Annotated in this window: 5 protein-coding genes; 2 read left to right on the forward strand and 3 right to left on the reverse strand. The window is 38.7% G+C overall.

Annotated features, from left to right (window positions below; translation table 11 throughout):
• Together AC1DPQ_RS12415 and AC1DPQ_RS12420 are read left to right on the forward strand one after the other, a co-directional pair.
• Positions 1–460 (forward strand): sensor histidine kinase (locus tag AC1DPQ_RS12415; RefSeq protein ID WP_477609515.1); only part of this gene is annotated, 460 nt, incomplete at its 5' end.
• An 84-nt stretch (positions 461–544) separates the two neighbouring features.
• Entirely contained in the window at positions 545–2,734 is a 2,190-nt protein-coding gene (locus AC1DPQ_RS12420; protein WP_477609517.1) for a bifunctional alpha,alpha-trehalose-phosphate synthase (UDP-forming)/trehalose-phosphatase, read from the forward strand.
• Between the two features lie 357 nt (positions 2,735–3,091).
• On the opposite strand, the gene AC1DPQ_RS12425 is transcribed toward AC1DPQ_RS12420, so the two are convergent.
• The 3 genes from AC1DPQ_RS12425 to AC1DPQ_RS12435 form a co-directional block, all read right to left on the reverse strand.
• Positions 3,092–4,876, reverse strand: a complete 1,785-nt coding sequence (locus AC1DPQ_RS12425; RefSeq protein WP_477609519.1) for a glycoside hydrolase family 15 protein — start codon at positions 4,874–4,876, stop codon at positions 3,092–3,094.
• 523 nt (positions 4,877–5,399) lie between these two features.
• Entirely contained in the window at positions 5,400–6,668 is a 1,269-nt protein-coding gene (locus AC1DPQ_RS12430; protein WP_477609521.1) for a glucose-1-phosphate adenylyltransferase, read from the reverse strand.
• 8 nt (positions 6,669–6,676) lie between these two features.
• A partial coding sequence (locus AC1DPQ_RS12435) for a glycogen synthase (RefSeq protein ID WP_477609523.1) occupies positions 6,677–7,282 on the reverse strand: 606 nt, incomplete at its 5' end.

The following is a 7,282-nucleotide window of genomic DNA, read 5'->3' on the forward strand; positions in this document are numbered from 1 at the left end:
GCCTACACCAAACCTCGAATCGCATACCATTGGTGAAATACTGAAACACATTAAGGTATTGATGCAGCCATTTGCCAAAGTTAAAAATGTGGTATTGGATGTAGAACAAACCTCTTCAAAAATCACCATTCAGCTCGACCTAAAATTAGTTGAACAAGTGCTGATCAACCTCATTACCAATAGTATTTACGCTGTAGAGAACAGAGAACACCCATACATCAACGTAAATTACAGGTTAGAAAACACCAAACTATATATTGATGTTACCGATAACGGAAAAGGCATAGATGCCAGTGATCTCGAAAAGATTTTTGTTCCATTTTACACCACCCGGAAAAATGGATCAGGAATAGGATTAACCATTAGCCGCAACATTATGAAAATGCACAGAGGCAGCATAGAAGTTGTTTCAATGCCAGATAATGGCACTACTTTTTCTCTGGTATTTAATTACGTTTAATCATTTGAATGTTTTTTTGACCTAAAAAATCAAACAAAACCAGTTTGATATGCTTTTAATGATGTGGATACATCAAATACAAGCATGAAGACAGTTATAATATCGAACAGACTACCCGTTAAAATCATCGAAGAAAACAACGAATACACCCTTATTCCAAGTGAGGGCGGCCTTGCCACAGGATTAGGAGACGTCTATAAATCAGGCAATTCCATTTGGATCGGCTGGCCCGGCATAGAAGTGCCAGAAGAACGTCAGGAAGAAGTTACTCAAAAACTTGCCGCATTAAACCTTTACCCGGTTTACCTTACGCAAAACGAAATCAATTTATATTACGAAGGCTTCTCGAACGAAGTATTATGGCCGGTTTTTCATTACCTCGTTACCTACGCCCATTACGAACAAAATTATTGGGATTGCTATCAATCGGTTAATGAGAAATTTGCAAAAAGTGCCCTGCAGGTACTTAACAGAAGAGATAAAATCTGGATTCAAGATTATCAATTGCTCCTTTTACCAGGCATTTTAAGAGAAAAACTCCCAAATGCTACGATTGGTTTTTTCCAGCATATTCCTTTTCCATCATACGAAATATTCCGTTTAATTCCTTGGCGCGAAGAACTACTGAACGGCTTAATTGGTGCCGATTTAATCGGTTTCCATACTTTTGATGATGTTCGCCATTTTATTAGTACGGCAACACGTTTGCTCCCTGTAAACTCATCATCAAACATACTCAGCAGTAACGAAAGGCAAATTGTTGTGGAAGCTTTTCCAATGGGGATTGATTTCGATAAATTTTCTGGTTTACCTGCAACTGAGCAAGTGCAACAAGAGATCGACTATTTTAGAACAGGAAAAGAAGATATGAAAGTAATCTTGTCCATCGATCGGCTCGATTACAGCAAAGGCATATTAGAAAGATTAAAGGCCTTAGAATTACTGCTTCAGCACCATCCTGAATACATCGGCAAAATTGAGCTTTTTATGATTGTTGTGCCCTCCAGGGATACGGTAYCAAAATATAGCGAACTCAGAGATCAGATTGATCAGTTTGTTGGAAATTTAAATGCAAGGTACCGTTCAATGAACTGGATTCCGGTAAATTATTTTTACCGCTCCTTCCCTATTGAAGTGCTATCGGCCCTTTACTCCACAGCAGATATCTGTTTGGTTACGCCTATGCGCGATGGAATGAATTTGGTAAGTAAAGAATATGTGGCCAGCAGGAATAATAATGATGGTGTATTGATTTTAAGTGAAATGGCGGGAGCTTCCAAAGAATTAACTGATGCCATAATCGTAAATCCTAATAACATTGGTGATATTATGGAGGCTATTGTAGCAGCGCTTAAAATGTCGCCATCAGAACAACAAATGCGTATGAAAGCCATGCGTGCAATTGTAGAAAAATTCAATGTTAAACATTGGGTTAACAATTTTATTTTAAGATTAAACGAAGTGAAAGATTCTCAAAAATCGTTATTAACAAAACATGCAGTGAATGCTATTAATGAAGTGATCGTAACTAAATATGCGCAAACACAAGATCGTGTGCTATTTTTAGATTATGATGGTACCCTTGTAGATTTTACCGGAAATATTGACGATGCTTCGCCAGATGCCGAATTGTACGATTTGATTGAGAACCTAACACTTGATAAGGCAAATAAAGTTGTGATTATTAGTGGCAGGCGAAATGAAACCCTCGAAAAGTGGTTTKGACACCTAAAGGTAGATCTGATTGCAGAACATGGTGCCTGGCAAAAATCGTTCGAAGATAAATGGAACAGCCTGCCCTTACTTACCGACCAATGGAAACAGGAAATAAAAACTTTACTAGAAACCTATACAGACCGTACTCCAGGATCGTTTATTGAAGAAAAAAGTTACTCACTGGTTTGGCATTATCGGAAAGCAGAAGAAGGACTTGGCGATTTAAGGGCCAATGAAATTATCAGCCATATGAAAATTTTAGCTGCAGATAAAGGCCTGCAACTTATGCCGGGCAATAAGGTAATTGAGTTTAAAAATATGGAGGTTAACAAAGGCAAGGCTGCCCTTAACTGGTTGTACGATAAAAAACCTGATTTTATTTTGGCCCTTGGTGATGATCATACTGATGAAGATATTTTCAGGGCATTACCAGATGATGCTTTTACCATTAAAGTTGGCAACAACATTTCGGAAGCAAAATATTACCTAAATGATTTTAATGAAGTGAGAAAACTACTTTGGAGCTTAGTAAAAGAAGAATTTGTAGGGCGGAGTTAAATTTTGGCGTTACGTCATCCCCAACTCGATTGGGGATCGTAATGCTTATTGCTTTAAGATTAGCTTCGCTGAGCACTTCGTGGTTCCCGTATGACGGGAATGACGTCACTTTAAATAAAAAACATTTCTAACAAAGGTCTGTGCCCCTTCAGACCTTTTCTTTTTAAATTAAGTTAGAGTTGTACCATAAAATAGATTGTCATCCTGAGCCTGTCGAAGGATCTGCTTGAATGCTTCTCAAAGCGTTTCGACAGGCTCTCCGTAGGAGTCCTTTGGACAACGTGACAAAATTCTATATGGAATCACAATTTATGATACAACCTTCTCGAAATATGGATCTGCAATCCACTTGCTCCCTTATAAAAATATTGGCCTATCCAGTTTAATTGCAATACGATAAGCTGCATTCATTAAACCTACGTGACTATACGCTTGGGGGAAATTACCCCACTGACTACCCGTCTTAGCATCAACATCCTCACTAAACAAAAGAAGATGATTACAATATTTAATAATATTTTCGAATTCTTTAATCGCTTCATCCGTACGGCCAACACAGGCCAAAGCTTCCACATACCAAAAGGCACAGATTAAAAATGTTGTTTTTGGCTTACCGAAATCGTCAGCATGTAAGTAACGGTAAAATAGCCCATCTTCCGTTTTCAACTCCTTTTCTAAAGCGATTAAATGATCTTTCGCCCGATCTGAAGCCGGATCCAAATAATTCATCATAATCAACTGTAAAGTACTGGCATCTAAATGCGGGCTTCCTACTGCATTGGTATACACTTTTCTTTCCGGATCGTAGCAGGCTTCTATATGTGCTGCAGCCTTATCGATTAAAATCTCCGCACGTTTTTCGAAATCTTCGTTACCAATAGTTTTAGCCATTTTTAAAGCAGCCTGTGCTCCTGCCCATTGAAATAGATTACTATAACAATGTACATTGGCGATATTCCTGAATTCCCAAATTCCGGCATCCTTTTCATCAATTGTCCGTTCAATTTTAGAAAGCACACTTTCAATCCACTTTATCGAATCGCTACGTTCGGAAAAAACAAACCGGTGATCGGTATAAAGTGGTAACATCGAAATCAAAACCTGACCGTAAATATCATTCTGAATGTGTTCATAGGCCTGGTTTCCTATTCTAATGGGTTGCTCTCCTTTGTAACCTTCCAGATGATTTAATGTATGCTCGGTAATTTCCCTTTCTCCTGCAATACCATACAAGGGTTGATAGCGTGTATCTTCAGCATGCGAAATATCAGAGAGGTAATTAAAATACTTCTCCATTTCTTCAAAGTGGCCGATATGGTTAAGTGAGGTTAATACATAGTGCGAATCTCTTAACCAGCAATACCTATAATCCCAGTTTCGGGTACTGCCCGGCGATTCTGGTAAAYTAGTAGTACTGGYCGCTATAATTGCACCGGTATCTTCATATTGATGGATTTTCAGCACCAAGGCTGATCGGATTACAAAAGGTTGGTAAAAACCCGCGATTGACGAATGTTTAATCCACAATCGCCAATAAGCGATGGTTTCGCGTAAAAAATTTTCGGCGGTGCTTACCACCGGAGCCTCTAAATTTTGTCCATAAGTCATAATGAGGTATTTAGCCTCATTCAGTACAAATGCTTTTTCGTCAAAAATATAAGTAAGTGATACATTGGTACTTAAGCGGATATTTTCATCGCAACCCAAATAATCAATATGATTACTGCCCCTACTCGACTTCATTTTACCTTTCCCATAATCGCACACCGGCTCGCATTTGATGGTGATGCGCGGGTTCCCTGCCAAAGGTTCGATCTTTCTGATGAACATTAACGGTTTAAAATAGCGATCGTATAGATGAAAACGTGGTGCAAAATCTGTAATTCGGTATTTCCCATCTTCAGCAGTAATTTCCGTCCTTAAAACATTGGTATTTTCAATATAATATTGAGTAGAGGTAAATTCACCTTGTGGTAAAATCGAAAACTCCCCTCCCTTTTTCTCATCCAATAAACTGCCAAATACAAAAGGGCTATCGAAACGTGGCCAGCAAAGCCAAGATATATCAGTGTTTTTATTTACGTGTGCAATGAAAGCGCAATTTCCTATAATTCCTGTTTGATAAAGGTGCTGTTCGGCCATAGACTATAATTTTGTTTATTTACTAACAAGCCGATCGGAAAAATGTTAGGGAGAAATGTCAAAAAGCCGTTAAAACGATTAATAGCTTAGTTTTTTTTGAAAATGTAAGGTCCTGCTTCAATCGCTTCCTATAGCCCTGCTATCGCTGCAAGTCCTCGCTCGTTCCTCACTCCGAGCATTTCGCTTTATCAGGTTTAGGATCGAGGATTCTGCAATACGAGTCTTCGAAGATTAAATCTATTTTAAAGCAGTGTGTTTTGCGTTAGGGATTGTAAGGGTTTAGTACCGATCCTTCATCGGTACCAGAGCAAAGCGCAGCCCTGAAAAGCCCGCCCCTTGCGCAGCTTGGGGAACGCCCAAATCAGTTTGCAGTTTTCAGTTAGTAGTTTTTTAAAACAGTTTATTTTTTAAAACCTTAGCGGTCTGATAAAAGATTCTCCACTACCCTCAGAATGATAGTCAGGCAATAAAAAAACCAGCCCCGAAAAATCGCGACTGGCCTAGTTAATGAATAATGATTATCTTAAATTACTGTTCCACTTGGCACAACAGCACCTTTTTTAATTACCACAATACCATCTTTAACGGCATAAAGCTCAAAGTCTCCATCTTCCAAATGATCGCCGCCATTAATTTTTACATCATTGCCAATGCGACAGTTTTTATCGATGATGGCATTATTAATAAAGCAACGGTCGCCAATACCTATTAACGAATTTCCCTTGCCCGTTTCATCCTGTATTTCTTCTAAGGTTTGGTACCTATCGCTGCCCATAATGTAAGCATTGGTAATAACTGTATCCTTTCCAATCCTTGATCTGATCCCCAAAACAGCATGTTCTACTTTGCTAGCCTGAATAATACAGCCTTCAGCAATAATCGTTTTATCCAAAGTGGTACCCGAAATTTTTGAAGGAGGCAACATCCGCGCCCTGGTGAAAATAGCATGATTGCTATCGAACATATTAAATTTAGGAATTTCATCCGTTAAGCCCAGATTAGCTTCAAAAAAAGATGAAATATTTCCAATATCAGTCCAATAGCCTTCGTACTGAAAGCTTAAAACCCTGCTCTGAGAAATTGCTCTAGGCAAAATCTCTTTGCCAAAATCCTTTTCTTCTTCGTTCTCATTTAAGATATTGATCAGGTACTCGCGGTTGAAAACGTAAATACCCATCGAAGCTAGGAAATTACGTCCTTCGCCCTGCATTTCTTCACCTGTATCCGAAACCCAGTCTTCTAAACCTGTTTTAGGCTTTTCGATAAAAGACGTAATCATGTTTTCATCATCAGCCTTTAAAATACCAAAATCTGTTGCATCTTTTGCCGTTACCGGAATAGTGGCAATGGTAATTTCTGCATTGGCTTCAATATGTTTTTCAATCATATCCTTAAAGTCCATCTGGTACAATTGATCGCCGGATAAAATCAAAATGTAATCGAATTCGTGCGAAACAATGTGATGCATACACTGACGAACGGCATCTGCTGTCCCCTGGAACCAACCTGAGTTTTGTACAGTTTGTTCAGCCGCCAAAATATCAACAAAGGCCGTACTAAAATGGCTAAAGTGATACGTGTTTTTAATGTGTTTGTTTAGGGATGCTGAATTAAACTGGGTTAACACAAACATTCGATGAATGCCAGAATTTAAGCAATTCGAAATCGGAATATCTACCAATCGGTATTTACCAGCAATTGGAACTGCCGGTTTAGAGCGTGTTTGTGTTAGTGGCGATAATCTAGAGCCCTGGCCACCGCCAAGGATAACGCCTAAAACTTTGTCAGTCATGTTTAAGCTTATTTTAATATTTGGTATAATTCTATATAATTTAATGCTGCGTTATCCCACGAATGGTCTATCTTCATCATTGTTTTTCTCACTGCTTTAAAAGCCTTTTTATCGTTATATAACTCAACAGCACGGTTAATGGCATGAGTAACATCCCAAATACTCGTTTGATCGTGGCAAATCCCAAAACCTCCGTCACCTATATCAATTACTGTATCCTTCAATCCACCAATCCGGCGCACAATAGGAACAGTTCCATACCTTAACGCATAAAGCTGATTTAAACCACAAGGTTCCACTCTCGATGGCATGATCAGAAAATCTGCACCAGCATACATTTCGTGCGAAACCTGCTCATTATAACCAATATAAGCATTGTATTTACCAATAAAAATGTCTTTCAGCTGATTTAACCGCCCTTCCACCCAATTATCGCCTGATCCTAAAACCAGGATATTGATGTTGTCGCCATGTTGTTGCAAAGCTGTGTAAAAAATATCGGGCAATAAATCGGCACCTTTTTCATCAACCAATCTACCGATAAAAGTAAATAGTGGTTTAGACGGATCTAATTGAAAAACATCACAGAGGGCTGTTTTGTTTGCCAGTTTACC

It is taken from the genome of Pedobacter sp. 01T416_2, from assembly GCF_056398925.1.